At 52.1% G+C, this 24,927-nt stretch carries 20 protein-coding genes; 14 read left to right on the plus strand and 6 right to left on the minus strand.

The genetic code is table 11. The annotated features are described in order from the left end of the window. Nucleotides 1-18 precede the first annotated feature (18 nt). The 7 genes from murD to ftsZ are packed head-to-tail and all read left to right on the plus strand — an operon-like array spanning nt 19 to nt 8,754. On the plus strand, nt 19-1,362 hold the full coding sequence (gene murD / locus DXT99_RS07180; RefSeq protein WP_115564855.1) for a UDP-N-acetylmuramoyl-L-alanine--D-glutamate ligase: 1,344 nt from the start codon (nt 19-21) through the stop codon (nt 1,360-1,362). Nucleotides 1,363-1,395: 33 nt separating this feature from the next. Further along, nucleotides 1,396-2,565, plus strand: coding sequence for an FtsW/RodA/SpoVE family cell cycle protein (locus tag DXT99_RS07185; protein ID WP_115564856.1), 1,170 nt, complete (start codon nt 1,396-1,398; stop codon nt 2,563-2,565). Continuing rightward, nucleotides 2,558-3,670, plus strand: coding sequence for an undecaprenyldiphospho-muramoylpentapeptide beta-N-acetylglucosaminyltransferase (gene murG, locus DXT99_RS07190; RefSeq protein ID WP_115564857.1), 1,113 nt, complete (start codon nt 2,558-2,560; stop codon nt 3,668-3,670). The genes DXT99_RS07185 and murG overlap by 8 nt, the downstream gene beginning before the upstream one ends. Then, on the plus strand, nt 3,667-5,061 hold the full coding sequence (gene murC, locus DXT99_RS07195) for a UDP-N-acetylmuramate--L-alanine ligase (RefSeq protein ID WP_115564858.1): 1,395 nt from the start codon (nt 3,667-3,669) through the stop codon (nt 5,059-5,061). The genes murG and murC overlap by 4 nt, the downstream gene beginning before the upstream one ends. A gap of 1 nt (nt 5,062) precedes the next feature. Then, nucleotides 5,063-5,827 carry a cell division protein FtsQ/DivIB gene (locus DXT99_RS07200; RefSeq protein ID WP_115564859.1) on the plus strand — a complete coding sequence of 255 codons (765 nt, stop codon included), beginning with the start codon at nt 5,063-5,065 and terminating at the stop codon, nt 5,825-5,827. 12 nt (nt 5,828-5,839) lie between these two features. Further along, the gene (ftsA, locus tag DXT99_RS07205; protein ID WP_115564860.1) at nt 5,840-7,150 is read left to right on the plus strand and encodes a cell division protein FtsA; all 1,311 of its coding nucleotides are present in this window, start codon (nt 5,840-5,842) and stop codon (nt 7,148-7,150) included. Nucleotides 7,151-7,176: 26 nt separating this feature from the next. Further along, complete coding sequence (ftsZ, locus tag DXT99_RS07210) at nt 7,177-8,754, plus strand: cell division protein FtsZ (RefSeq protein ID WP_181885058.1); 1,578 nt, start codon at nt 7,177-7,179, stop codon at nt 8,752-8,754. Nucleotides 8,755-8,850: 96 nt separating this feature from the next. Here ftsZ and DXT99_RS07215 read toward each other — a convergent pair whose 3' ends face one another. From DXT99_RS07215 to DXT99_RS07230, 4 genes are all read right to left on the minus strand, one after another. Continuing rightward, entirely contained in the window at nt 8,851-9,375 is a 525-nt protein-coding gene (locus tag DXT99_RS07215) for an NADPH-dependent FMN reductase (RefSeq protein WP_115564862.1), read from the minus strand. A 169-nt stretch (nt 9,376-9,544) separates the two neighbouring features. Beyond that, nucleotides 9,545-10,300, minus strand: coding sequence for a succinate dehydrogenase/fumarate reductase iron-sulfur subunit (locus tag DXT99_RS07220; RefSeq protein ID WP_115564863.1), 756 nt, complete (start codon nt 10,298-10,300; stop codon nt 9,545-9,547). Nucleotides 10,301-10,451: 151 nt separating this feature from the next. Then, nucleotides 10,452-12,386, minus strand: coding sequence for a fumarate reductase/succinate dehydrogenase flavoprotein subunit (locus tag DXT99_RS07225; RefSeq protein ID WP_115564864.1), 1,935 nt, complete (start codon nt 12,384-12,386; stop codon nt 10,452-10,454). A gap of 18 nt (nt 12,387-12,404) precedes the next feature. Then, the gene (locus DXT99_RS07230; RefSeq protein ID WP_115564865.1) at nt 12,405-13,085 is read right to left on the minus strand and encodes a succinate dehydrogenase cytochrome b subunit; all 681 of its coding nucleotides are present in this window, start codon (nt 13,083-13,085) and stop codon (nt 12,405-12,407) included. A 420-nt stretch (nt 13,086-13,505) separates the two neighbouring features. Between DXT99_RS07230 and DXT99_RS07235 the strand changes: the two genes are divergently transcribed. From DXT99_RS07235 to DXT99_RS07250, 4 genes are all read left to right on the plus strand, one after another. Then, complete coding sequence (locus DXT99_RS07235) at nt 13,506-16,094, plus strand: T9SS type B sorting domain-containing protein (protein WP_115565028.1); 2,589 nt, start codon at nt 13,506-13,508, stop codon at nt 16,092-16,094. Nucleotides 16,095-16,096: 2 nt separating this feature from the next. After that, a complete protein-coding gene (locus DXT99_RS07240) occupies nt 16,097-16,519 on the plus strand; it encodes a thiol-disulfide oxidoreductase DCC family protein (RefSeq protein ID WP_246000518.1) in 423 nt (140 codons plus the stop codon). A gap of 124 nt (nt 16,520-16,643) precedes the next feature. Then, a complete protein-coding gene (gene fabD, locus DXT99_RS07245) occupies nt 16,644-17,522 on the plus strand; it encodes an ACP S-malonyltransferase (RefSeq protein ID WP_115564867.1) in 879 nt (292 codons plus the stop codon). 209 nt (nt 17,523-17,731) lie between these two features. Next, entirely contained in the window at nt 17,732-20,506 is a 2,775-nt protein-coding gene (locus DXT99_RS07250; RefSeq protein ID WP_115564868.1) for a T9SS type B sorting domain-containing protein, read from the plus strand. Nucleotides 20,507-20,635: 129 nt separating this feature from the next. Here DXT99_RS07250 and folK read toward each other — a convergent pair whose 3' ends face one another. After that, nucleotides 20,636-21,121 carry a 2-amino-4-hydroxy-6-hydroxymethyldihydropteridine diphosphokinase gene (folK, locus tag DXT99_RS07255; protein WP_115564869.1) on the minus strand — a complete coding sequence of 162 codons (486 nt, stop codon included), beginning with the start codon at nt 21,119-21,121 and terminating at the stop codon, nt 20,636-20,638. Continuing rightward, nucleotides 21,114-21,959, minus strand: coding sequence for an alpha/beta hydrolase family protein (locus DXT99_RS07260; RefSeq protein WP_115564870.1), 846 nt, complete (start codon nt 21,957-21,959; stop codon nt 21,114-21,116). Before DXT99_RS07260 ends, folK begins: the two co-directional genes overlap by 8 nt. 397 nt (nt 21,960-22,356) lie before the next feature. Here DXT99_RS07260 and DXT99_RS07265 point away from each other — a divergent pair, with 397 nt between their 5' ends. The 3 genes from DXT99_RS07265 (at nt 22,357) to DXT99_RS07275 (ending at nt 24,719) form a co-directional block, all read left to right on the plus strand. After that, nucleotides 22,357-23,334: a polyprenyl synthetase family protein gene (locus DXT99_RS07265; RefSeq protein WP_115564871.1), complete on the plus strand. Its 978-nt coding sequence runs from the start codon at nt 22,357-22,359 to the stop codon at nt 23,332-23,334. Between the two features lie 119 nt (nt 23,335-23,453). Beyond that, the gene (locus tag DXT99_RS07270) at nt 23,454-23,969 is read left to right on the plus strand and encodes an energy transducer TonB (protein ID WP_115564872.1); all 516 of its coding nucleotides are present in this window, start codon (nt 23,454-23,456) and stop codon (nt 23,967-23,969) included. 126 nt (nt 23,970-24,095) lie between these two features. After that, the gene (locus DXT99_RS07275; RefSeq protein ID WP_115564873.1) at nt 24,096-24,719 is read left to right on the plus strand and encodes a class I SAM-dependent methyltransferase; all 624 of its coding nucleotides are present in this window, start codon (nt 24,096-24,098) and stop codon (nt 24,717-24,719) included. The last annotated feature ends 208 nt before the right edge of the window (nt 24,720-24,927 follow it).

A 24,927-nucleotide genomic window follows, 5' to 3' on the forward strand; every position in this document is an offset into this window, starting at 1 on the left:
GGATAACTAAAACGAAATATGAAAGTAGCAATACTTGGAGCAGGAGAGAGTGGTGTAGGGGCTGCTTTGCTGGCAAAGGCAAAGGGGCTGGAGGTGTTTGTGTCGGATATGGGGCAGATAAAGGAAAGCTACAAGGGTAAGCTGGCGGATGCTGCTATCCCATTCGAGGAAGGAACACATTCTTTTGACCAAATATTGAACGCTGATGAAATCATTAAAAGTCCTGGCATTCCTGATAAAGCTGCAATTGTACAAGAAGCAACCAAGAGAGAGATACCGGTAATCTCGGAAATCGAATTTGCCGGAAGGTATACAGATGCCAAATTCATCTGCATCACCGGAACAAACGGCAAAACGACAACGACGCTGCTGACATACCACCTGCTAAAAAACGCAGGACTGAATGTGGGTCTGGCAGGTAACATAGGAGAAAGCCTGGCAGAGAAAGTAATTGGGAACAAGTACGACTACTACGTAGTGGAGCTGAGCAGTTTTCAGCTCGACAATATGTACCAGTTCAAGGCGCATATTGCGGTGCTCACGAATATCACGCCGGATCACCTGGATCGCTATGAGTACAGCATGGACAAGTATGCTGCCTCCAAGTTAAGGGTGGCGCAAAATATGACAGGCGCTGATTTCTTTGTGTACAATGCCGATGACGAAAATATTGCCAAGGCCTTCCGTAAAGAGACGTTCGCAGGGACTGCAGTGCCTTTCACACTAAAAGGAGCAGGCAGTGGCAAAGTATTCCAAGAAGGTGAAAATATAAAAGTAGTGGTTGAGTTTTATAAGGGGGAAATAGACACTTCTAAATCCACTCTCATAGGCAAGCACAACCAATACAACACCATGGCAGCCGTAGCAGTGGCCAAACTGATGCAGGTTTCAGACGAAGCAATAGCGCAGGCCCTGGAGACCTTTCAGAATGCAGACCACCGCCTGCAGCCGGTAGGAGTGGCCAAAGAAGTTACGTACATCAACGATTCCAAAGCCACCAATGTAGAAGCCGTGTGGTATGCGCTGGAAGGCATTAAGCAGCCCATCATCTGGATAGCAGGTGGCGTGGACAAAGGCAATGACTACAGCACCCTGGTAGAACTGGCACGAGAGAAAGTGAAAGTGCTGGTGTGCCTGGGCAAAGACAACAAAAAGCTGCAGGAAACTTTCAAAAGAGTAGTGCCGATTATCGCGGAAACTACCTCTATTGAGTATGCCGTGCGCCTGAGCCGCTCACTGGCCACAGCCGGAGATGTGGTGCTGCTGTCGCCGGCCTGTGCAAGCTTCGACTTGTTTAAGAATTACGAACACCGTGGGCAGCGATTTAAGGAAGCTGTAGAGAAGATAGTGCTGAAGAAATAGAGGTAAAAAAAGCATAACCAAAGCCAAAGGTTTATGAAAAAGCAGTGGTTACAGAAAAACCTGAATGGAGATCCCGTGCTATGGGGAATCGTGATCGTGTTCTCACTGATCAGTGTGGCCGTGGTGTATTCTGCAACGGGTACGCTTGCTTACAAAAAGATGGAAGGCAACACGGAGTATTTCCTGTTCAAGCATTCTTTCCTGATCATTGTTGGCCTGGCCTTTATGTGGGCCGCCCATAAAATAAACTACCGCTATTACTCCAAGCTTTCGCTGATGGCGCTGCTGCTGTCAGCACCGCTGCTTATCGTAACCTATTTCTACGGTTCCAACATCAACGAAGCTTCCCGCTGGATTACCATTCCGGTTATTAACCAAACATTCCAGCCTTCGGATTTAGCAAAACTAGCCCTGATATCTTACCTGGCCAGCATGCTGTCGAAAAGACAGCAGGTGCTGCATGACCTGAAGGGGACCTTATTACCTATTTTCGGCTGGACAGTAGTTATATGTGCGCTCATTGCCATGACAAACACTTCTACTGCTGTATTGCTTTTCGGCACCTGCATGCTGCTCATGTTCATTGGCAGGGTGCCGGTTAAGTACTTGGCAGGCGTAATTGCAGTGGGAATAGTAGTAGGAGGTATAGGTTTGGCGGTGGGGCAGCGGATGGATACGGCCATCAGCCGTGTGCAGGATTTCATGGACCCGAACGAGGTGCCTTTTCAGCTGGAGCAGTCTTACATTGCCATTGCCACAGGTGGTGTGGTAGGCAAAGGGCCCGGTAACAGCGATCAGCGCGATATTCTGCCGCACCCTTACTCTGACTTTATTTACTCTATCATCCTGGAAGAATACGGTTTGATAGGAGGCGTGACAGTGCTGTTCTTATACCTGGCGCTCCTTTACCGGGGGCTCGTCACGGTGAGTAAGAGCAATGGGGCTTTTGGAGGACTGTTATCTGCTGGCTTGAGTTTTAGCCTTGTATTGCAGGGAATGGTCAACATGGCGGTAGCCGTAGGTCTGGGCCCAATTACGGGTTTGCCGCTGCCACTGCTGAGTATGGGAGGTACCTCCCTGATTTTTACCGGTATTTCCATCGGAATTATTTTGAGTGTAAGCCGTAACGAAAGCGAATTAGAACGTACAGCCATGGCGACTGCCACTGTAAATGCACCTGTTAACACACCTGTGAATGCCTGAGTCTAACAGACCATATCGTGTTATCATCAGTGGTGGCGGCACCGGCGGGCATATATACCCGGCTGTGGCCATTGCGAACCAACTGAAGGAGGTGAACCCGGAGGCGGAGATCCTGTTTGTGGGGGCGAAAGGCCGGATGGAGATGACGCGTGTGCCGGAAGCCGGGTATAAAATTGTAGGACTGTGGATTAGCGGCTTACAACGGCGCCTGACGCTGGACAACTTGTCGTTCCCGTTCAAGGTGTTTTCCAGTGTGCGTGCAGCCCATAAGATAATCCGGGATTTTAAACCGGATGCCGTAGTAGGAGTTGGTGGCTACGCTAGTGGGCCTTTGTTGTATGCGGCTACGGCCCGTAGAGTGCCGGCGCTTATTCAGGAGCAGAATTCTTACGCCGGCATCACCAACAAACTGTTGGCCAAGCGGGTGGACAAAGTATGCGTGGCGTATCCGAACATGCAGCAGTTTTTCCCGGCTGAGAAGCTGGTGCTGACAGGAAACCCGGTGCGCAGCGACATCATGAACAGCCAAAGTAAACGGCAGGAGGCGCTGCAGCACTTTGGCCTGATTGGAGAAAAGAAAACGATACTGGTCATCGGCGGTAGCCTTGGTGCCAGAACCATAAACCATAGCATCGCTGCCGGCCTGGAGAAAATCATTCAGGCAGGTTATCAGCTGATTTGGCAAACAGGAAGGCTCTATCATCCGGAGGCACAGGCGCTGGAAGAAAAGCATAAAGCGCAGGATGTACGCGCCTTTGACTTTATAAAGCGCATGGACTTAGCCTATGCCGCGGCCGACATCGTGATTTCCAGGGCAGGCGCTTTGTCTATTTCAGAGCTTTGTCTTGCGGGGAAACCCTCCGTGCTGGTGCCTTCGCCGAATGTGGCTGAAGACCATCAGACGAAGAATGCCATGGCGCTCGTGCAGCAAAATGCTGCCATACTGGTGCGTGATGCGGAGGCAGCTGAGAAGTTAGTACCTGCTGCTTTACAACTGGCGCAGGATGAGCAGGAGCAAAGGCGCCTGCGCACGAACATTCTGAAAATGGCCCGCCCGAATGCGGCGGCCGATATTGTGAACGAGCTAATCGGACTGATCAAGTGAAACTGGAAGACTATACATACATCTACTTCTTAGGCATCGGCGGCATCGGAATGAGCGCCATTGCCCGCTGGTTCAAAGCCAAAGGTTACCCGGTGTGGGGCTATGATAAAACCCGCACCACCTTAACCGAGGCGCTGGAGCAGGAGGGTATTGTGGTGCACTATGAGGATGATGTAAACCTGCTGCCGCAGGAAGTCTTGCAGCATAAAGAGGAAACATTGGTGGTATTAACACCCGCTATTCCGGCAGAGCACACCGAGTGGGCTTACCTGAAGGAGCAGGACTACACCATCAAAAAGCGTTCGGAAGTGTTGGGTATCATCACGGCATCGGCTTATACGGTTGCAGTGGCCGGAACTCATGGCAAAACGACCACTTCTTCCATCGTGACGCAGCTGCTGCATCATGCTGGTGTAGACTGTTCCGCCTTTTTAGGTGGTATCGCTACCAACCTGAATTCGAACCTGCTGATAGGGAAAGGAGCTGTTGAAAAAGAGGTGGTGGTAGTGGAAGCCGATGAGTATGACCGTTCGTTCCTGACGCTGTTTCCGGAAATTGCAATTGTAACTTCCGCAGACCCAGACCATTTGGATATTTATGGTGATAACGAGGAACTGATACGTACTTTTCAGAAGTTCATTAGCCAAATAAAGCCGGGCGGATACCTGTTTTTACACGAAAACACGGACCCGCGGCTGACGGAAAAAGTGCAGGAAGGCGTGCAGGTAATCAGGTACAGTTTGAACAGTGGAGAGGCTTACGCAGAAAACATTCAGATCAACGGGCGTTGGTTTGAATATAACATGGTGAGCCCGTTTGGTAACATCAGCGGTTTACGCCTTGGCGTACCGGGTTTCCACAACGTGGAAAACACCTTGGCGGCTACGCTGGCGGCGCAGGTATTAGAGGTTCCAGAGGAGGAAATTAAGCGCGGCGTAGCGGCGTACACGGGAGTGAAACGGCGTTTTGAATTTGTGTACGAAGGCAAGGGCAAAGTATACATCGACGACTACGCCCACCACCCGAAAGAGATAGATGCATTTATGACTTCGCTGCGGGCGCTGTATCCAAACAAGCAAATTTTAGTGATATTTCAGCCGCACCTTTTTTCGCGCACACGAGACTTTGCAGACGAGTTTGCAGAGAGTCTGAGCAAGGCTGATGAACTGATTCTGCTAGATATCTATCCGGCACGTGAGAAACCGATAGAAGGGGTAACTTCCGATATCATTTTGGAGCAGGTAAAGTGTCCAATTAAAAGCTTGGTTTCAAAAGAAGAAGTAGTCGAAAAACTGTCCAAAAACGGTAATTTTGACGTTTTAGCCACTATTGGAGCCGGTGATATAGATACGCTGGTAAGGCCATTGAGAAATTTTTTAGAAAATAACTGAGATGGGCTTGAATAGTAAAATAAAATCTTTAATTTTTGCAGGTTGTAGCATTATGTCCATTGGTGCTTTGGCTGGATTTGCTTCCTCACGGCAAAATGAAAAAATCTGTGAGAAAGTATCAATAATTATTGATAATGAGTACAATAATTACTTTATTGGGGATAAGGAAGTTCGGGACCTGCTAACACGTGAAGGTGAGCGGAAACTGGAGGGTCTTTATAACCAGGACATCGACCTGAAGAACCTCGAAAAGCGCATTGAAGCAAACAAGTTTGTGAAGGATGCGGAGGTGTACCGGGGCTTAGATGGAAACGTGCATGTAAAAGTAAAACAAACAAGGCCTATTGCTAGAATTATACGAACCGATCAACAAGACGTCTACATTGATGCAGAGGGTAACATCCTTCCTCTGTCCGACAGATACACCGCTCGTGTAATACCCATTACCAAGTCAGCACTTATCAAGTCATCTGACAAAGGATTCTTTCAGGATTCTATAGGCCAGTCTTACCTTTCCCTGCTGCAGTTCATCGAGAACGACCAGTTTTGGAAAGCCCAAATTGCCCAGATGCACATAGACGGCAGAGGGGAGGTGTCTTTTCTGCCGCAGGTAGGCGAGCACACCATCGAGTTTGGCAAGCCTGTACGGGTAGACCAAAAGTTTAAGAAGCTAATGATCTTTTATAAAGAGGTACTGCCTGTGATGGGTTGGGAAAAGTATAAAAGAGTGAACATTGAATATGAAGACCAGATAATTTGTGAATAACAGAAAAAAGATATGCAGAACGACAAAATAGTAGTAGGCTTGGATATTGGCACAACCAAAGTTTGCGCACTTGTAGGTCGTAAAAATGAGTTTGGCAAGCTGGAGATATTAGGGATGGGAAAAGCTACCTCTGAGGGGGTGGTACGCGGCATAGTAAGCAATATCGACAAAACAGTGGAAGCCATCCGCAAAGCGATTCGTCAGGCCGAGGAACAGTCGGGTATCAACATTGGTGTAGTGAACGTAGGCATTGCAGGGCAGCATATTAAAAGCCTGCTCCACAACGGCAGCATCACACGCCAGGTAACCGACCATGAGATTACGGTAGAGGATGTAAATCGCCTTACGAACGACATGTACCGGTTGGTGACACCTCCCGGAAGCGAGATCATTCACGTGATGCCGCAGGAGTATAAGGTAGATTATGAAGAAGGTATTGTTGATCCGGTGGGTATGTCTGGTGTGCGCCTGGAGGGGAACTTCCATATCATCACAGCGCAGTCCAACGCCATCAACAACATCAACAAGTGCGTATCGCGCGCAGGCCTGGAGGTTGACCAGCTGATCCTGGAGCCTCTGGCATCCAGCATGTCTGTGCTGAGTGAGGAGGAGAAGGAAGCAGGCGTGGCGCTGGTAGATGTAGGCGGCGGCACGACAGATGTAGCCATCTTTAAAGACAATATTATCCGCCATACGGCAGTTTTACCTTTTGGGGGAAATATCATTACCTCTGATATAAAGCAGGGCTGCATGGTGATGCAAAACCAGGCAGAACAGCTGAAGGTGAAGTTTGGCCGAGCTATCGCCGACGAAGCCTCCGAGAACGAGATTGTCTCCATACCTGGTTTGCGTGACCGTACACCGAAGGAGATCTCGCTGAAGAACCTTGCGTATATCATTGAGGCAAGGATGGAGGAGATTGTAGAATTAGTATATGCTGAAATAGTGCGCTCAGGTTATGGCAATAGCCTGGCGGGAGGCATTGTAGTAACAGGAGGGGGCTCCCAGTTACAGAACCTGGTGCAGTTGGTAGAGTACATTACGGGCATGGATACGCGTATCGGTTATCCGAACGAGCATCTGGGCAGGTCTAAGGTAGACGCTGTGAAAAGCCCGATGTATGCGACCAGTGTCGGGTTGGTGCTTGCCGGCTATCAGCCACTAGATCAGCGCGTGGACCATTACACAGCTGTTAATGAGCCTGTGTATCAGAAACAGCCAGAGCCGAAAAGCACACCTGGCAGCAGTAACAGTGGAGGTGGCCTTTTGCAAAAGCTGAAGGGCTTCTTATCAGACGACATCGACAACAAACAAAGTTATTAACCCATTTTAGAGCAGGAGAAAATAGCATGACTTCAATGTATTCATTTGACTTGCCGGCCAGTGGTAAGTCTATCATAAAAGTAATTGGCGTCGGGGGCGGTGGCAGCAATGCTGTAAACCACATGTATAGCCAGGGCATCAAAGATGTAGAGTTTATCATCTGTAACACGGATTCGCAGGCTTTAAAGAGCAGCAGCGTTCCAAACAAACTTGCTATCGGTCAGAACCTGACAGAAGGCTTGGGTGCAGGTGCTAACCCCGAAAAAGGTAAACACGCCGCACTTGAAAGCAAGGAAGAAATACGGGAGATGCTAAGCAATGACACTAAAATGGTGTTTATCACGGCTGGTATGGGCGGTGGTACCGGTACAGGTGCTGCCCCGGTTATTGCGAAAGTAGCCAAAGAACTGGGCATCCTGACAGTGGGTATCGTTACTGCTCCTTTCGTGTTTGAAGGTAAGAAGAAGAAAGTAGCGGCAGAGAACGGTATAAAGGAGCTGAGCGAAAATTGTGATACCATCCTGGTGATCCTCAACGACAAGCTGCGCGAGATGTTCGGAAACCTGACCATACGTGAGGCTTTCGCCAAGGCAGACAACGTGCTGACAACAGCTGCTAAATCCATAGCTGAAATCATCACGGTTACTGCTGAAGTAAACGTTGACTTTGAAGACGTTAAAACAGTTATGAAAGACTCTGGTGCTGCAGTGATGGGTTCTGCCACAACAGAGGGCGAGGGCCGTGCCCTGCGTGCTGCTGAAGAAGCACTTTCATCTCCTTTGCTCAATAACACCGACATCCACGGTGCACAGAAGATCCTGCTTTCAATTATGTCTGGCGAGCAGGCGGAACTGGAAATGGATGAACTGACTGAAATCACTGAGTATATCCAGGATAAAGCCGGTCAGGAAGCTGAAGTTATCTTCGGCCACGGTATTGATTCTTCTCTTGGTCAGAGCATCCGTGTGACGGTGATTGCCACTGGCTTCGCCAGTGACGCGGAAAGCATCATAGAGCCAAAAAAAACTTTTTTTGATTTAGAAAGCCAAAAAAAAATAGAGATAACTGAGCCTGTAAGACCAGAGCCTGCACAAGAGGTAGCTGCCTTTGTGTCGCGCCCTGTAGCGCCTGCTCCTGTGGTTACGCCACAGCAACCTCCTGTACAGCAAACACCGCCGCCAGCCGCGCCGCCAACATATGAGCAGCAGCCGGTGCACCGCCCGGAGCCGCAGCCAGTAAGGCCGCAGCCAATTATTTTTGAACTGGATGGCGATGTACAGAACCCAACCGGTTCTACGTACAATGCCCCCCGCGAAGACGATGGCCGTGCGGCACGTGAGCGCGAGGCGGCAAGCCGTTTAGCAGAAGAGCGTGAGTTGATGCAGCGTCGTGCGGAAGAGCGTCGTGAGCGTTTGCGCATGCTGAGTTCAGAAATCACTTCTGAGGCTATTAAAGAGAAGCTGGATGTACCTGCTTACCTGCGCCGCAATGTGGCGTTAGACAGAGTATCACACTCTTCTGAGCGTAACATCTCCCGCTTTAACCTCAACGACGACAATGAGATTTTAGGCGACAACCGTTTCCTGCACGACAACGTGGACTAAACGGATAGCAATCAATCCTAAACAGAAAGCCCCTGCATGCGCGCATGCAGGGGCTTTCTGTTTATACGCCTACCTGAAACGGAAAGAGAGAAGCCTCTAAAATCGAATAAGCTGATCAATATGTTCTTCCATCAGTTCATTGTAGAGGTCGCTGGTGATGATTTTGCCGTCAAAGTTTTTTTCGATGTGGGCAAACTTCAGCTTCATGGCCATGATGTGCATGCCCAGGTAATGCAGTATATCCGTGAGGTGGCTAAGGGCAAGGCCGCTGCCTTGCATACCCGACGATAAGCCAATCAAAGCCCCTTTCTTATCCTTAAACGGGCAGGGGTAGCTGAGCGCATCAATAAAAGCCTTTAATACGCCAGGGAAGGAAGAATTATATTCCGGAACCACGAAGACAAATTTCTCCGAATCCTCGATAACTTGAATAAGCTTATTGAATTCCTCATTCTTGCCTGTATTCTTGTACATCGCTGAAACAATGAAATCAGCAGGTAAGTCAGCTAAATCTATAATATGATAGGTCTCCTGCCGTGCGTCCAGCATAGAGGCGTATAAGTCAGCAATGGCTCTGGATCTGGAGGCGGGTCTGTTCGTGCCTGATATGATTGTGATCATATAATGTTTTCTTATATCTCCTTTAACAGTTTATATCAACATAGGTTATAAAGGAGGACGTTTTACTTATGTTCACTTCCGGTGCATGAAGCATAGAGGTAATGCACCGGGTAAAAATAAAAAAGGCGGGAACAGTAGCTGCCCCGCCTTTACTTATGGTTAAGGTTTATTAAGCTATGTTCTCAGAGGTTGCTTTTGCAACAATAAACTCTCTTCTGAGCTTATTGATGTTCTCCAAAGAGATACCAACCGGACACTCTGCAGCGCAGGCACCTGTGTTAGTACAAGCTCCGAAGCCTTCAATGTCCATCTGGGCAACCATGTTCTCCACACGCGTCTTGCGCTCAGTCTTACCTTGCGGAAGCAGGGCGAGCTGCGACACCTTTGCACTTACAAATAGCATAGCAGAGGCATTTTTACAGGCGGCCACACAGGCACCACATTGGATGCAGGTAGCTGCGTCGAACGCTTTGTCTGCTACTGTCTTTGGGATTGGAATCTCGTTGGCGTCCGGCACACCACCTGTGTTCACAGAGATGTAACCACCAGCCTGCTGGATACGATCAAAAGCAGAACGGTCCACCACTAAGTCCTTATGAACCGGGAAGGCAGCTGCTCTCCAGGGCTCGATGGTAATGGTGTCGCCATCTTTAAAGTGGCGCATGTGCAACTGACAGGTAGTGGTGCCCCGCTCCGGCCCGTGTGCACGGCCGTTGATGAACAGGCTACACGCTCCGCAGATACCTTCGCGGCAGTCATGGTCGAAGGCGATGGGCTCTTCGTTACGTACTTCCAGGTCATCGTTCAACACATCCAGCATCTCCAAAAACGACATGTCAGGAGAAACGTTCTTTACAGGGTATGTTACCATTTGACCTGCTGTATCTCTATTTTTTTGGCGCCAAACCTTTAGAGTCAAGGACATTGGTTTAGCATTTGGATTACTTCCAGCCATTTCTTTTAAATTAGAAATTATAAATTATGAATTAGAAATTATCAGAATTGATGCCCTTGTATAACAATTTTCTCAGGCTGTTCATTCTGATTTTGAATTTCTAATCTTTAATTATCATTATTTATTTATAGCTACGCTGCGTGAGTTTCACGTTCTCGAACTCGAGATCCTCTCTGTGTAGCCTTGGCTCGTTACCAACACCCGTAAACTCCCAGGCTGCCACATAAGCATAATTCTCATCATCACGCAGGGCTTCGTTTTCCGGTGTCTGAGACTCCTCGCGGAAGTGACCACCACACGATTCTTTTCTGCTCTGGGCATCATCTACCATTAGTTCAGCCAACTCAATAAAGTCAGCCACACGGTTGGCACGCTCCAGGGTCTGATTCAGCTCTTCGCCTACGCCGGTCACTTTCACATCACGCCAGAACGCTTCGCGTACTCTGCGGATTTCCTGTTTGGCAAATCTCAAGCCTTCTTCGTTACGAGCCATACCACAGTGTTCCCACATAATCAACCCTAGCTCCTTGTGGAAAGAATCTACGGTGCGGGTGCCCTGGATAGCGAGTAACTGGTTGTTTTTATCAATTACGGCCTGCTCTGCTTCTCTGAAGGCAGGGTGATCCGTTGGTACTTTATCGTAAGGCATCTTAGCCAGGTAATCACCAATGGTATAAGGAATCACAAAGTAACCATCAGCCAATCCTTGCATCAATGCTGAGGCACCAAGCCGGTTCGCACCATGGTCAGAGAAGTTGCACTCACCAGCGGCATACAAGCCCGGAACAGTTGTCATTAGGTTGTAATCTACCCAAAGGCCACCCATGGTATAGTGAACGGCCGGATAAATGCGCATTGGTTTTTCGTATGGGTTCTCATCCGTAATCTTGGCATACATCTCGAACAGGTTACCATACTTCGCTGCAATAGCTGCCTGTCCTTCACGCTTGATGGCATCTGCAAAGTCAAGGTATACTGCAAGGCCCGATGAACCAACACCGCGTCCTTCGTCACAAACAAGTTTTGCGTTACGGGAAGCCACGTCGCGCGGCACCAGGTTACCGAAAGCAGGGTACTTGCGCTCCAGGTAGTAATCACGATCTGCTTCTGCGATATCATTTACAGTGATTTCACCTTTTCTTAATCGCTGCGCCATCTCCACCGTCTTAGGCACCCACACACGTCCGTCGTTACGAAGCGATTCAGACATCAGCGTCAGCTTGGACTGGTACTCACCAGATACCGGGATACAGGTTGGGTGAATCTGCGTAAAGCAAGGGTTCGCAAACAAGGCTCCTTTCTTATAGGCTCTCCAGGCTGCCGTAGCGTTAGAACCCATGGCGTTAGTAGAAAGGAAGAACACGTTGCCGTAACCACCTGTTGCCAGTATCACGGCGTGTGCACTATGCGATTCAATTTTACCTGTAATCAGGTTACGAACCACAATGCCACGTGCTTTGCCGTCTACCATCACCAGGTCCAGCATTTCTGTGCGTGGGAACACCTTTACCTTACCGTAAGCCACCTGGCGGTTCAGGGCAGAGTACGCACCCAGTAACAGCTGCTGACCGGTCTGGCCGCGGGCGTAGAACGTACGCGATACCTGCGCACCACCAAATGAACGGTTGGCAAGCAACCCGCCGTAGTCGCGGGCGAAAGGCACACCCTGCGCCACACACTGGTCGATGATGTTAACCGACACCTGGGCCAGGCGGTAAACGTTTGCTTCGCGCGAACGGTAGTCACCTCCCTTTACAGTGTCGTAGAAAAGACGGAAAACAGAATCACCGTCGTTCTGGTAATTTTTTGCGGCGTTGATACCACCTTGTGCGGCAATAGAGTGCGCGCGGCGCGGAGAGTCCTGGAAACAGAACGCTTTTACGTTGTAGCCAAGTTCTCCCAGGGTAGCAGCGGCAGAAGCACCAGCTAAACCGGTACCAACTACAATTATATCGTATTTTCTTTTGTTAGCCGGGTTTACCAGCTTTACATTAAATTTATGCTTATCCCACTTTTCAGCTACTGGGCCTTCCGGGATTTTAGAATCTAATATCATAGCGAAATAAAAGACAGGTTAGTATAAAAAGAAGAAGTAAAGTGGGATAATGGCAAAGCCAAGACACACAATAACTGAAAACGCGTAACCAAACATCTGAATAAATGGCGTATATTTTTTATGGTCTAAGCCAAGGGTCTGGAAGCCGCTCTGGAAACCGTGAATCAGGTGGTAAGCCAGCGCCACCATCGCGAGCACGTAAATAAGTACATACCACCAGATCTGGAAAGACTCAACAACTCTTACGTAAAGGTTTTCATACTCTGCCCCCTCTATCACAACGCCTTCCAGGCCACCGAAGCGGGCAGGAACGAAGAAGTTCCAAAGATGAATGATGAGGAAAACAAGAATAACAGTGCCTAACAAACCCATGTTGCGGGAAGACCATGTGCTGTTTTCCTGCGGGCGAACCTCTGCGTATTCAATCGGGCGGGCTGCCTTGTTCTTACGCGTCAGCACGATAGCATCATAAATATGGAAAAGAAAGCCAAGCAGTAGTACTATTTCCATGATACGGATAACAATGTTGTTGGCCATAAAATAGGAGTAGAGGTTGAAGGCGGCCCCTCCGTCATCATAAAAAAGCTGCAGGTTACCAATAAGGTGTACTACCAGGAAAGAACACAGGAAAAGGCCCGTAATCGACATGATGATTTTGCGCCCCATTGTACTGGAAAACGTTTTAGTAAACCAACTCATTTGTGTTTGTTATAGGTTAAATAAATAAGGGTTTTTAATTACCAAAGGTAATAGCGGACCTTATATAAACCAATTTTAGCTTCATATTTTGAATCAATCTAAATTGTTACGCGTACCACAAAAGGTTACAGGTTTATAACCTCCCTGCAATCCTTTTGTTGACAATTTGTTGACAATAAAATCTAAAAAATTGAGTTTAGATAAATACCTATATTTACTACCTATATTTACCGCCAAATATATAATCGTATGCCAAACAGTTTACGCATGAAGTATTTGCTGCGCGGCAGTCTGTTGTTAGTGCTGATAGCATTGTGGGGAAGTTTCACGGAGGCACAGGCTACACATATCCGGGCAGGAGACATAACAGCAGTTCGCGATACCACTCCAAACCCTAATCCGCGGAGATTCTTTTTCAGAATGAACATTTTCACCGATCAGGCTTCTTCCGCTGAAGATCCGATCGTGTTTATGAACATGGGCGGAGGAGTAATATTAGAGGTTCCCCGCGACTCAGTGGTCGATATCGGAAACGAGACCGACAGAGAAGTATACATGTGGGAGTACACCTTTCCTTCTGACGGTACTTTCAGGGTATCCTGGGTGGGGGTAAACCGTAACCTCGGCATCCTGAACATGGCGCCGCCCTCAGATCAACGCTCCTTCTTTATTGAGACCGTCATCAACATCAACGCACTGCGGGGCTTCAACAGCACACCTATCCTGACAGTGGATCCAATAGATATTGCTGCAGTGGGACGAAGATACGTCCACAACCCCGGCGCCTACGATGCCGATGGCGACAGCCTCTCCTTTAAGCTGATTGTGCCCCGCTACGAGGACGTGAACGGCAACATCTCGCCCGTCCCGGGCTACAACCTGCCCCACCTCATCTTCAACTGTACGACCTCCGACGCTTCGGGCCCTGCAACCTTCTCACTGGACCCATTGACGGGTCAGATGACTTGGGACGCACCCTGCCGGCAGGGGGAGTACAACGTGGCCTTCGTGGTGGAGGAGTGGCGCATCTCGCCCAACGGCGGTGCCGTGAAGCTGGGCGAGGTGGTGCGCGACATGCAGATACTGGTGCGCGAGACGCCTAACCGTCCTCCTGTCCTGGAGCCGAAAGACACATGCATCGTTGCCGGCACAGAGCTTCGCGGGGTGGTGGTGGCCACTGACCCTGACGGGGATTTGATAAACCTGACGGTGGCGGGCTCTGGCATCGTGCCGCCGGCCACCTTCGAGCAGACGGTGCGCCAGCCGGGCGAGGCGCGGGGGCTTTTGAACTGGCTCACCGACTGCGGCGACGTGCGGGAGCGTCCCTACCAGGTGGTCTTCCGGGCCGAGGACGTGCGGCCGCCGGGCGAGACGCGGCTGGCCGACCTGCAGGCCTGGAACATCCGGGTGGTGGGCCCGGCGCCGGAGAACCTGGCCGCGCAGGGGGGTGACCGGAGCGTGACGCTCAACTGGGACCCCTACGCCTGCCAGAACGCCTCTGCCATCCGCATCTACCGGCGGGAGGGCCCCTCGGGCTTCGTGCCCGACGAGTGCGAGACGGGCGTGCCCGCCTCCACGGGCTACGTGCTGGTAGGGGAGGTGGAGGCCGGGGTGGCCACCTTCTTCGACGACAACGGCGGGGAGGGGCTGCAGGCCGGGGTGGAGTACTGCTACATCATCTACGCCGAGTTCCCGGCGCCGGCGCGGGGCGAGAGCCTGGCCTCCAACGAGGCCTGCGTGGCCATCAACCAGGACATCCCCTACCTGACCAACGTGACGGTGGACGAGACGGACATTGAGCAGGGGCAGGTGACGGTGCGCTGGACGCAGCCCGAGGTGAGCATGCTGACCCCGCCGCTGGAGTACCGCCTCTACCGCAAGGAGGGCATGGGCGCCGGGGAGGGCTTTGTGGAGGTGTTCCGCAGCCGCGAGATGGCTGACACGGTCTTCGTGGACACGGGGCTCAACACGCAGGAGCTGGCCTACCGCTACCGCCTGGAGTTCTACCAGTCTGAGGCCGGGGGCGAGCCCACGGAGCTGCGCGAGAGCGTGGAGGCCTCGAGCGTGCGGCTGGAGGTGGCGGCCGCTGCCGGCGACGAGGCGGCCCTGGAGGTGAGCTGGACGTACGAGGTGCCCTGGGACAACGGGGCCTTCCTGCACCGCATCTACCGGCAGGAGGGTGCGGAGCTGGTGCTCATCGACAGCGTGCAGGCCACGGGCTCGGGTGGCAGCTACCGCGACACGGGCGCCTTCGGGGGCCTGGGGCTGGAGCGGGGGCGCACCTACTGCTACGTGGTGGAGACGGCGGGGGGCTACGGCATAGCGGGCCTTCCGGAGCCTTTGCGCAACCGGAGCCAGGAGGCGTGCGCGCTGCTGGAGCGGGTGGTGTGCGCCCCGGAGCTGAGCGTGGACCAGCTCGACTGCGAGGCCTTCGCGCGCAACCCGCAGGAGCCGCCGTATGAGAACGTGCTCACGTGGGTGCCGCAGGTCACGGGCGACTGCACCGACCAGATAGCCTTCTACACGGTCTACTTCCGGCCCTCGCTGGAGGTGGAGTACGTGGCGCTGGGCACCACCGAGGAGACCACCTACACGCACGGGGGGCTGGAGTCGTTTGCGGGCTGCTACGTGGTGACGGCCACCGACACGGCGGGCCGGGAGAGCCCCCTGAGCAACGAGGTGTGCAAGGACAACTGCATCTCGTTCCTGCTGCCCAACATCATCACCCCGAACGGGGACGGGATGAACGACGTGTTCCGTCCCGACCGCAGGACGGCCTTCATCCGGAGCATGCACTTCAGGGTGTTCAACCGCTGGGGGGTGCAGGTGTACGAGCGGCGCGCGCAGAGCGGGGGCGACGACCTCTACATCAACTGGGCGGGGGTGGACAACGACGGCAACCGCCTCACCGACGGCACCTACTACTACGAGGCCGAGGTGGAGTTCCACACCCTGGACCCCAGCCAGGCCCGCGCCACCTACAAAGGATGGGTTGAGATCGTCAGATGATTATGAATAACAAAACAGAACAGCTGCAGGGGAAGCCAATCGTTTTTTACGATGGCACCTGCGGCTTTTGCCAGGCGAGCGTACAGCTGGTACTGAAACATAACAAGGGCCGCAATCTGAATTTTGCGGCCCTGCAATCCGGCGTGTTAGAGAACTTGGTTCCGCTTTCGCAACGCCCTGACCCACTGCCGGATTCAGTTGTGTTTTATGAGCAGGGCAGGCTTTTTACAGAGTCCGATGCGGTGCTTCGGATTGCACGTCACCTTAACTTTCCATTCCCGGTGCTTTACTATTTCCGGTTTATTCCTTTATCTTTCCGCAACTTCTTGTACCGCTTTATAGCCAGGCATCGCTATAAAATTGCCGGACAAACAGAAGCATGCATGCTGCCGAGCCCGGAAGAACGGGCGAGGTTTGTAGCTTAAATGGTTGAATTGATGAGTTGTTAGGGCTCATGTGTTTTGAGCAGCCATATAACGATTTAACCATTCAGCAATTTAGCTATCCAGGAAGGAAACGATAAACGAACAACAATAAACAATCAACGAAATGAAGGCATATGTTTTCCCGGGGCAGGGTTCTCAGTTTACAGGTATGGGGAAAGACTTGTATGAGCAGCACACCGAGGCAAAGAGGCTGTTCGACAAGGCGAACGACATTCTGGGTTTCAATATTACAGACATCATGTTCACTGGCACCGAAGAGGAGCTGAAGCGAACAAGAGTAACACAACCTGCTATTTTCCTGCATTCTGTCGCGCAGGCAGCAGTAGCCAAAGATTTCAATCCGGACATGGTGGCAGGGCATTCGCTCGGGGAATTTTCGGCTTTGGTTGCCAGTAAGGTGCTGAGTTTTGAAGATGGCCTGAAGTTAGTATACAAGCGTGCGCTGGCCATGCAGATGGCATGTGAGGCAAACCCTTCTACGATGGCGGCTATCCTCGGCTTGGAAGATGACAAAGTAGTGGAAATCTGCGCCTCCATTGAGGATGAAATAGTGGTAGCAGCAAATTTCAACTGCCCGGGCCAGTTAGTGATTTCAGGCTCCAACAGAGGAATAGAAATTGCCTGTGAGAAAATGAAAGCAGCAGGTGCCAAACGGGCGCTTCCCTTACCGGTAGGTGGTGCATTTCACTCCCCCCTGATGAAACCCGCAGAAGTAGAACTTGCGCAAGCCATTAAAGACACAACTTTTAGTGACGGTATTTGCCCTGTCTACCAAAATGTAGATGCCAGACCGCACACCGATCCACAGGAGATCCGGCAGAACCTGATTAAGCAATTAACGGCACCAGTGCTCTGGACACAGTCTGTACAGCAGATGGTTGCCGATGGCGCGACGCATTTTGTAGAATGTGGCCCGGGCAAAGTGTTGCAGGGCCTTGTAAAGAAGATAGACCGTACAGCAGAAGTAAGTTCTGCAGAGTAATATTCTCTATACCACCATCAGTTCAGAGTCCTTCCTTGCTTGTGCGGGGGAGGGCTTTTGTTTTTAGTAGGTGTGTAGCCGATTCAAAACGCAATAGAAAAAGTTTCGCTTAGGTTTGATGTAATAACATGAATAGATTGTATCTTAATAATATAAAATAAGTATATTTATCTTATTCAAGTTAATTGCACATCCCTTGATATATAACGATGCCATTTTTTCTTGACAAGAAGTATCTGTGGCAAATTGGTCTGCTATGGCTACTGGTGCTTTTGCTAGGCACTTTCACAGAGGCGCAGGCTACGCATATCCGGGCAGGAGATATTACGGCAAAGCGCGACACCACTCCTAACCCTAACCCGCGCCGCTTCTTCTTCACCATGACTATTTACCGGGATACCGGGTCAACTGAAAGGAATCTGACGGTAGATATCGATACAGGAGAAGGCATGTTAGAAGTTGATGTTGCTTCTGTTACGGATATAGGGAATGAAACTGAGCAGTGGGTCTATACCTGGGAGCATACCTACGGCTCTGACGGTACTTTTGTCATTTCGTGGAACGGCATTAACCGCAACAACTTCATCCTGAATATGGCGGCTCCCTCACAGCAGCACTCCTTTTACATCGAGACCGTCATTAACATCAACGCGCTGCGGGGCTTCAACAGTACGCCTGCCCTTACGGTGGCTCCCATAGATGTGGCGTTAGTCGGGCGTCGGTTCGTGCACAACCCCGGCGCTTACGACGCTGACGGCGACAGCCTCTCCTTTAAACTGATTGTGCCGCGCCACCGCGATGTGAACGGCAATATCTCGCCCGTTCCAGCCTACAGCCTGCCCCACCTGACATTCATCTGTGAGACAGGCGATGCCTGTGATACCGGCGGTGGTTCCGGCCCTGCCACCCTTTCGCTGGATCCATTGACGGGTCAGATGACCTGGGACGCGCCCTGCCGGCAGGGGGAGTACAACGTGGCCTTCGTGGTGGAGGAGTGGCGCATCTCGCCCAACGGCGGTGCCGTGAAGCTGGGCGAGGTGGTGCGCGACATGCAGATACTGGTAGAAGAAGCACTTAATTGTCCTCCTGTCCTGGAGCCGAAGGACACGTGTATTGTGGCCGGCACGGAGCTTCGCGGGGTGGTGGTGGCCACTGATCCGGACGGGGACCTGATAAACCTGACGGTGGCGGGCTCTGGCATCGTGCCGCCGGCCACCTTCGAGCAGACGGTGCGCCAGCCGGGCGAGGCGCGGGGGCTTTTGAACTGGCTCACCGACTGCGGCGACGTGCGGGAGCGTCCCTACCAGGTGGTCTTCCGGGCCGAGGACGTGCGGCCGCCGGGCGAGACGCGGCTGGCCGACCTGCAGGCCTGGAACATCCGGGTGGTGGGCCCGGCGCCGGAGAACCTGGCCGCGCAGGGGGGTGACCGGAGCGTGACGCTCAACTGGGACCCCTACGCCTGCCAGAACGCCTCTGCCATCCGCATCTACCGGCGGGAGGGCCCCTCGGGCTTCGTGCCCGACGAGTGCGAGACGGGCGTGCCCGCCTCCACGGGCTACGTGCTGGTAGGGGAGGTGGAGGCCGGGGTGGCCACCTTCTTCGACGACAACGGCGGGGAGGGGCTGCAGGCCGGGGTGGAGTACTGCTACATCATCTACGCCGAGTTCCCGGCGCCGGCGCGGGGCGAGAGCCTGGCCTCCAACGAGGCCTGCGTGGCCATCAACCAGGACATCCCCTACCTGACCAACGTGACGGTGGACGAGACGGACATTGAGCAGGGGCAGGTGACGGTGCGCTGGACGCAGCCCGAGGTGAGCATGCTGACCCCGCCGCTGGAGTACCGCCTCTACCGCAAGGAGGGCATGGGCGCCGGGGAGGGCTTTGTGGAGGTGTTCCGCAGCCGCGAGATGGCTGACACGGTCTTCGTGGACACGGGGCTCAACACGCAGGAGCTGGCCTACCGCTACCGCCTGGAGTTCTACCAGTCTGAGGCCGGGGGCGAGCCCACGGAGCTGCGCGAGAGCGTGGAGGCCTCGAGCGTGCGGCTGGAGGTGGCGGCCGCTGCCGGCGACGAGGCGGCCCTGGAGGTGAGCTGGACGTACGAGGTGCCCTGGGACAACGGGGCCTTCCTGCACCGCATCTACCGGCAGGAGGGTGCGGAGCTGGTGCTCATCGACAGCGTGCAGGCCACGGGCTCGGGTGGCAGCTACCGCGACACGGGCGCCTTCGGGGGCCTGGGGCTGGAGCGGGGGCGCACCTACTGCTACGTGGTGGAGACGGCGGGGGGCTACGGCATAGCGGGCCTTCCGGAGCCTTTGCGCAACCGGAGCCAGGAGGCGTGCGCGCTGCTGGAGCGGGTGGTGTGCGCCCCGGAGCTGAGCGTGGACCAGCTCGACTGCGAGGCCTTCGCGCGCAACCCGCAGGAGCCGCCGTATGAGAACGTGCTCACGTGGGTGCCGCAGGTCACGGGCGACTGCACCGACCAGATAGCCTTCTACACGGTCTACTTCCGGCCCTCGCTGGAGGTGGAGTACGTGGCGCTGGGCACCACCGAGGAGACCACCTACACGCACGGGGGGCTGGAGTCGTTTGCGGGCTGCTACGTGGTGACGGCCACCGACACGGCGGGCCGGGAGAGCCCCCTGAGCAACGAGGTGTGCAAGGACAACTGCATCTCGTTCCTGCTGCCCAACATCATCACCCCGAACGGGGACGGGATGAACGACGTGTTCCGTCCCGACCGCAGGACGGCCTTCATCCGGAGCATGCACTTCAGGGTGTTCAACCGCTGGGGGGTGCAGGTGTACGAGCGGCGCGCGCAGAGCGGGGGCGACGACCTCTACATCAACTGGGCGGGGGTGGACAACGACGGCAACCGCCTCACCGACGGCACCTACTACTACGAGGCCGAGGTGGAGTTCCACACCCTGGACCCCAGCCAGGCCCGCGCCACCTACAAAGGCTGGGTAGAGATTGTGAGATGATGAAAATTGCTTCGAAGGATAAAGGCGTCAGTAACCTTTATGTGTGAAGCATTACATATAGTATCGCATGAACTCAGAAAACAGAAAAGACGTGCTGAAGCTGCTAGATGCTGCGCATGCCAGCGTATCCTATGCCTGATATGCCCGAACCTCCAAGGTGTCGGGGCAATTCTCCAGCAAGTCTTCCACCGTTTTTCCCAGCACCGGGTGCACCAGCTGTGGAGCTATTTCTGCCAGGGGCAGCAAGGTAAAACGACGCAGGTGGAGTTGCGGGTGGGGGATAGTGAGGCGCTGGCTTTGGAGCACGAGCTGGTCGTAGAATAAAATGTCGATGTCAATGACGCGGGCGCCCCAATGCGCAAGGCGCACCCTGCCCAGTTCCTGTTCAATTGCGTTTACCTTTTGTAACACCTGTTCGGGCGCCAGTTCGGTTTGCACTGCTAACACCTGGTTCAGGAAGGCAGGTTGATCTGTGTTTCCCCAGGCGGCTGTTTCATATAGCTTTGAACATTGGGTGATGGGCCCAACTGCTGCGGCGATACTTTTACGGGCATCCGCTAAGTAAGCGCTGCGTTCGCCAAGGTTGCCGCCCAGGAGCAGGTATAACTCAGGCATGCTTTTGGAAAAAATCGATAGACATATCAGCGGCGGTGCGGGCTGCTTCCGGTAGTTCGCCGTGCTCGTAAGGGTGCGAACCGCCAAAGGAATGGTTTGCCTCTGGCAGGAGGTGCAGTTCTGCATCTGCTTTCCAGTTTCTCAGCGCATGGGCCATTTGCACGGGTACTGTCTCGTCCTGGCCACCATGCAGAATAAGCAAGGGCTGCTGCATCTTTTTGATAACTTCCGGAATGTCGAGGCGATGCTGGTTCTGATAGTAGTCTTCTACCATCTGGTAATAAAGAGGCATCTGCTGCCCTGTCCGGCTATTTATAATCCATTGCACGCCGTCCAGTTTCCATTGGTGCATCTGTTCTTTTGTCCAGCGTTGATCATAGTCACTCACAGCCGCCCAGGTGGCAACGGCTTTCACACGGGTGTCTTCGGCGGCTTTTAGTATAACAGCTCCGCCTCCGCGGCTGTGGCCAATCAGGTAAATCCTGTTCAGATCAAGTTCACTTTGCGTGATGGGTCCGGATGCATCATACAGCAAATCAATTAATGCCTGCAGGTCATCCAGTTCCAGGCTAAAGTTATTATTGCCAAAGGCCTCGAGGTCGTGCATATCGCTAGGATCCTCTACAGTTGTACCGTTGTAGGCGAAGTTGAACTTTATAAACGCAAACCCCTTTTCAGCAAAGTGACGTGCCAGCAGGTTAAAATGCCCCCAATCCTTAAAGCCTTTGAAGCCGTGCGTGAAAATGACAACGGGCTTTGGCTGGCCGTCGGGCATATAGGTGGCATCGGCGGTAAAAGGGCGTCCGTGTTCAGGGTATACTACAAAATCTACTTTCATCTGTTTAATTGTTAAATGGCTTCATTGTTAAACTGTTGATTTAGTAAATCACTAAATCAGGCGAACATTACTCCAGCACACTTGTCTGGCTTTTATAAGTTATCGACATCCTTAAAGTTTCAATTTCACCATTTTATTGAATGGCCTCCCGTTTTTAACACTGCATTGTAACAGCTGTTAAAGCAAAAGTGAGCGCGCTCATTTATTGCAGAATGAAAATGCCAGCCTGAACAAATAGCATTTTTCAGAAACCTCTCTTTTATCAAACAATTTAACCATTCAACCATTTAACAATGGAGAAAGCAGCAATCTAACAATTAAGCCGCAATTAAACCCCGTTTTGCTAACTCACGTTTGGAAACCACTGCAGCAGGTAGTAATATTGCGGACTTAACATATGAGCATCAGCCTAAAGGAAATACAAGCGCCTATTGCGCCGGAAATGGAGCTGTTCGAGAAGAAGTTCAGGACCTCGATGAAATCGAAGGTGCTGCTTTTGGATCGGATCATGAGCTACATCGTGAAGCGTAAAGGCAAGCAGATGCGTCCGATGTTTGTGTTCTTCACGGCCAAACTTTTCCGCCCTGACATCAGCGATGCTACCTACCGTGGGGCAGCGCTCATAGAGTTGTTGCATACCGCTACCCTTGTGCACGACGATGTGGTGGACGATGCCAATTACCGCCGCAGTTTCTTCTCCGTTAACGCCCTCTGGAAAAACAAGATAGCCGTGTTGGTGGGCGATTACCTGCTCTCCAAAGGCCTGTTGCTCTCGCTGCAAAACGATGATTATGAGCTGCTCAAAATTGTATCGAATGCAGTGAAAGAGATGAGCGAAGGAGAGTTGCTTCAGATTGAGAAAGCCCGCCGTCTCGATATCACAGAGGATGTATACTTCGATATTATCCGCCAGAAAACAGCTTCCCTGATTGCCTCCTGCTGCGCAGTTGGAGCTGCCTCCGCAGGTGCCTCCAGAGAAGAGGTGGAGAAGGCGCGGCTGTTCGGCGAGAAAGTGGGTATTGCCTTTCAGATAAAAGACGACCTGTTTGATTACGGTACTGCTGAAATCGGAAAGCCGGTGGGCATCGACATAAAAGAGAAAAAAATGACCCTGCCGCTGATTCACGCCCTCCGCAGTGCCGATTGGCTGACCAAGCGCCGCGTAATCTATAATGTGAAGAACAACAATGGCAACAGCAAGCGTGTGCAGCAGGTGATTGATTTTGTAAAATTATCCGGTGGTATTGAATATACCATAAAGTTAATGAACCAGTACCATGCAGAGGCGCTGGCAATTCTGAATACCTTCCCCCCATCCCCATCACGTGCCTCTCTGGAGCAGCTTATTGCTTATACCATTGAGCGGGAAAAATAAGTGTGCTATATAGCGGGATAAATTTAATTTTTTTGATATTAATAGTTCGTTAACTTTGCCTTATTGTACCTACATTGGTGCATGGATGCTCTCAGTTACAACTACTTATACTTGTTCTTATGAAGGTGCTACTCTGTGTTATCACATTGGTACTTATGCTGCCGTCTCTGGTGGTAGCGCAAGACCACGAACCGCAGTTTAAACATGAAAAGTACAAGCAGCCGACACAGCTTATTGCCGAAGGCTTGTTGCCTGAAGTGCATGAACTTTCTAAATTGTGTGTCAGCTCTGTAACGTTTGTGCGGTTTGTGGTTGGTGCAGACGGAAATGTAAAGAATGTTGCCTGCACCCAGGACACGCCTGCCGTTATTGCAAAATCTTTAAAGCAGACGGTGCTGGCAACGAACGGCCATTGGTCTCCAAGAGAGGTGAATGGCGTAGCCGTGGAAAGCAAGCCCTATCTGCTACCTGTGGTATATGATGTGAACTTCGGATGTCCGAAAAGCGGGCAAAGTGTGAGTAAGTTTGAAGACGCAATTCAGCATGTGCTGGTCTTTGATGATGGCACCGTGACAGAATCGATGGAGTGTACGTTACTGCCCCCTATGGTGCAGCGGTATGTGAAGAGTGAGTAATACATACTGGTTTCAGGATATACAGTAAAAGCCAGGAACGCAGCTTGTATTATGAAGGGTATTACCCTGTAGTAAATCAGAATAGCATATTTTGATTAGTTTAGGACTCGAAAAATAACCTATGAAATGAGCCTGAACACCAACACCTGGAACCGTATACGGTACACCCTGTACCTCCCTGTGTACGACTTTATTGCCGACCGCATTTTCCGGAAATACCGTCAACAATCCATTGATTTACTTCATGCAAAACTCACGGATGCCATACTGCTGCTGGGTGCCGGCACCGGTCTCGATTTGCCCTGCCTGCAGGGCTACGCGAACCTGACAGCCATCGATATTACACCGGGCATGGTTGCCAAACTCAGGGAGCGGGCGCAGCAACTTAACCTACCGGTGCGGGCACAGGTCATGAACGGGCAGGAACTGCAATTTGCTGATGCCACCTTCGATGCTGTGCTACTGCACCTGATACTGGCCGTTATCCCTGATCCGGTGGCCTGTATAAAAGAAGTGGAGCGGGTGCTAAAACCCGGCGGTACTGTGATGGTGTTCGATAAGTTCCTGCCTGACGGTCAAAAGCCCTCGCCGCTACGCCGGCTGCTCAACCAGTTTGCCAGCACCCTCTTCTCTGACATTAACCGCAGCATCGGTAACATCATCCGCCATACCTCACTACAGCAGGAACTGAATAAACCGGCAGCCTTAGGTGGAGCTTTCAGAATTGTGCGGCTGCGAAAGCCGGAGTAGGCCTGGACAAGCCTTCGGGTATTCTACCGCTGATTCTACTATAGAATAGAAATTTTATTAAAAGGTTTCTCTATTTAACAGGAGAGTAGTTATTAGGAGAAACTCCGTTTCCAACCTCCTGGAGGGGGCGGTTTTGTTACTTTCGCGAAGAGAAGGAATCGCCAGCTGAACTGCTTTATATTAATCGGGATATATAGTATATTCGCTA

The organism is Pontibacter diazotrophicus, assembly GCF_003367245.1.
GTDB lineage: Bacteria > Bacteroidota > Bacteroidia > Cytophagales > Hymenobacteraceae > Pontibacter > Pontibacter diazotrophicus.

Excerpts from the sequence above, each read along its gene's own strand:
- murD (WP_115564855.1), top strand. The coding sequence starts at position 19 with ATGAAAGTAGCAATACTTGGAGCAGGAGAGAGTGGTGTAGGGGCTGCT.
- DXT99_RS07185 (WP_115564856.1), top strand. The coding sequence starts at position 1,396 with ATGAAAAAGCAGTGGTTACAGAAAAACCTGAATGGAGATCCCGTGCTA.
- murG (WP_115564857.1), top strand. The coding sequence starts at position 2,558 with ATGCCTGAGTCTAACAGACCATATCGTGTTATCATCAGTGGTGGCGGC.
- DXT99_RS07200 (WP_115564859.1), top strand. The coding sequence starts at position 5,063 with ATGGGCTTGAATAGTAAAATAAAATCTTTAATTTTTGCAGGTTGTAGC.
- ftsA (WP_115564860.1), top strand. The coding sequence starts at position 5,840 with ATGCAGAACGACAAAATAGTAGTAGGCTTGGATATTGGCACAACCAAA.
- ftsZ (WP_181885058.1), top strand. The coding sequence starts at position 7,177 with ATGACTTCAATGTATTCATTTGACTTGCCGGCCAGTGGTAAGTCTATC.
- DXT99_RS07215 (WP_115564862.1), bottom strand. The coding sequence starts at position 9,375 with ATGATCACAATCATATCAGGCACGAACAGACCCGCCTCCAGATCCAGA.
- DXT99_RS07220 (WP_115564863.1), bottom strand. The coding sequence starts at position 10,300 with ATGTCCTTGACTCTAAAGGTTTGGCGCCAAAAAAATAGAGATACAGCA.
- DXT99_RS07225 (WP_115564864.1), bottom strand. The coding sequence starts at position 12,386 with ATGATATTAGATTCTAAAATCCCGGAAGGCCCAGTAGCTGAAAAGTGG.
- DXT99_RS07230 (WP_115564865.1), bottom strand. The coding sequence starts at position 13,085 with ATGAGTTGGTTTACTAAAACGTTTTCCAGTACAATGGGGCGCAAAATC.
- DXT99_RS07235 (WP_115565028.1), top strand. The coding sequence starts at position 13,506 with ATGAACATTTTCACCGATCAGGCTTCTTCCGCTGAAGATCCGATCGTG.
- DXT99_RS07240 (WP_246000518.1), top strand. The coding sequence starts at position 16,097 with ATGAATAACAAAACAGAACAGCTGCAGGGGAAGCCAATCGTTTTTTAC.
- fabD (WP_115564867.1), top strand. The coding sequence starts at position 16,644 with ATGAAGGCATATGTTTTCCCGGGGCAGGGTTCTCAGTTTACAGGTATG.
- DXT99_RS07250 (WP_115564868.1), top strand. The coding sequence starts at position 17,732 with ATGCCATTTTTTCTTGACAAGAAGTATCTGTGGCAAATTGGTCTGCTA.
- folK (WP_115564869.1), bottom strand. The coding sequence starts at position 21,121 with ATGCCTGAGTTATACCTGCTCCTGGGCGGCAACCTTGGCGAACGCAGC.
- DXT99_RS07260 (WP_115564870.1), bottom strand. The coding sequence starts at position 21,959 with ATGAAAGTAGATTTTGTAGTATACCCTGAACACGGACGCCCTTTTACC.
- DXT99_RS07265 (WP_115564871.1), top strand. The coding sequence starts at position 22,357 with ATGAGCATCAGCCTAAAGGAAATACAAGCGCCTATTGCGCCGGAAATG.
- DXT99_RS07270 (WP_115564872.1), top strand. The coding sequence starts at position 23,454 with ATGAAGGTGCTACTCTGTGTTATCACATTGGTACTTATGCTGCCGTCT.
- DXT99_RS07275 (WP_115564873.1), top strand. The coding sequence starts at position 24,096 with ATGAGCCTGAACACCAACACCTGGAACCGTATACGGTACACCCTGTAC.